The sequence below is a fragment of the Moorena sp. SIO4A1 genome (genome assembly GCF_010672065.1).
In the GTDB taxonomy this organism is placed as follows: domain Bacteria; phylum Cyanobacteriota; class Cyanobacteriia; order Cyanobacteriales; family Coleofasciculaceae; genus Moorena.
Genome location: NZ_JAAHHX010000772.1, coordinates 1 through 1,364, shown reverse-complemented (window position 1 = coordinate 1,364; position 1,364 = coordinate 1). Strand labels below are relative to the sequence as shown.

Annotated in this window: 1 pseudogene; it reads right to left on the bottom strand. The window is 44.7% G+C overall.

Annotated features, from left to right (window positions below):
• Window positions 1–162 precede the first annotated feature (162 nt).
• Window positions 163–1,364, bottom strand: a pseudogene (locus tag F6K53_RS42780) (transposase); the annotation flags it as partial.

Here is a 1,364-nt window from a genome sequence, read left to right as displayed (position 1 = left end):
CAGACTACTCAGCCCATCATTGAGTTCTCTTTAGATTTTCTTTACAAATCAGCTCTAACCGAAAGGATTAAAACTTGCCCATTGCTGCGTAGCTTGATTCTGATGTACCCGTTGACATCCCCCCTGGGTAAATCGGAGATTATACCCAGGGATTCCCAAACCTCACGATCTGGGTTTACTGCTTTTGCGGCACTTATCTGTAAGCTTACGCTCACCCGACAGTACGCCTAGACAGTCAATTTCATCCACGATCTGCCCGACCCCAGTGATACCTCGTTGACAAATCACCTGAGCGGCTGCGACATCTCTGTTGATTTCATATTGACATTCGGGGCATTTGTGAATTCGTTCAGACAAGTCTTTCTTGCCTGTTTGCGCTCCACAATTCGGGCAAATTTGACTGGTGTATCTGTAGTCAACTTTGTCAAAATATACCCCGCGTTTCCAACAGACCCAAGCCAAGATGTTAAAGAATTGACCAAAACCAGCCAATGCGAGTATGTTTGCTTAACATTCCCTTTGCCCATGTTCTGAAGTCAAGGTCTATGTCCTTCGGACAGGCTTCGCCAACAACAAATATCATCCCAGCTTTATCACACAAATGATTTGCCAACTTGAAGCGATGCAGCGCGGTCTTGGGGGTTTCCCCCACTCGCGCTTTGCATCAAGACAGTGAAAGTCTTTCCGAGTATCTGAGATTTTTTGGTGGAGTCTTGCAATCTTCTGATTGAGTTTATGTCTATTTGCAGAACCCTTTTTCTTCAACTTTAATCTACGTTGTAGCAATTTCAGCTTACCTTGTAGTTCCTTTAAGAACTTAGGACGTTCTACCAACTCACCATCAGAAGTTGCTAAAAACTTGTCTAACCCGACATCAATCCCTAGGGGATGTCCCCAGGCGGGATGATCACCAAGACTGACATCACTTTGCAAAGCCAGCATTGCGAAATACCCACTTGCTCGTCTGACAACCCGAACTTGTTTAAGTTTAAAACTCTCTGGAATTGGACGAGACAACCGCATTCTAACCCAACCAATTTCATGGAGTTTAATCCAATCGTTGATAATGGGATTAGTCTTAAACTGTGGAAAGACAAACGACCGCATCCGGTATCTGTTCTTAAACCGAGGAAAGCCATAACCCTGGTCAAACATATTCTTGAAAGCTTGATCAAGCGATGCAGCGCGGTCTTGGGGGTTTCCCCCACTCGCGCTTTGCATCAAGACAGTGTCTTGAGAACTTGCTGCAAAACTTGAGCATTCGTATTTTTGAGTAATGGTATGGATTTTTTGGCTTTTGTTAAACTCGCGGCTTGTTGCTTGTAACCTGGGTATGGTGCATCGGCAGGGATGATATATTCCTG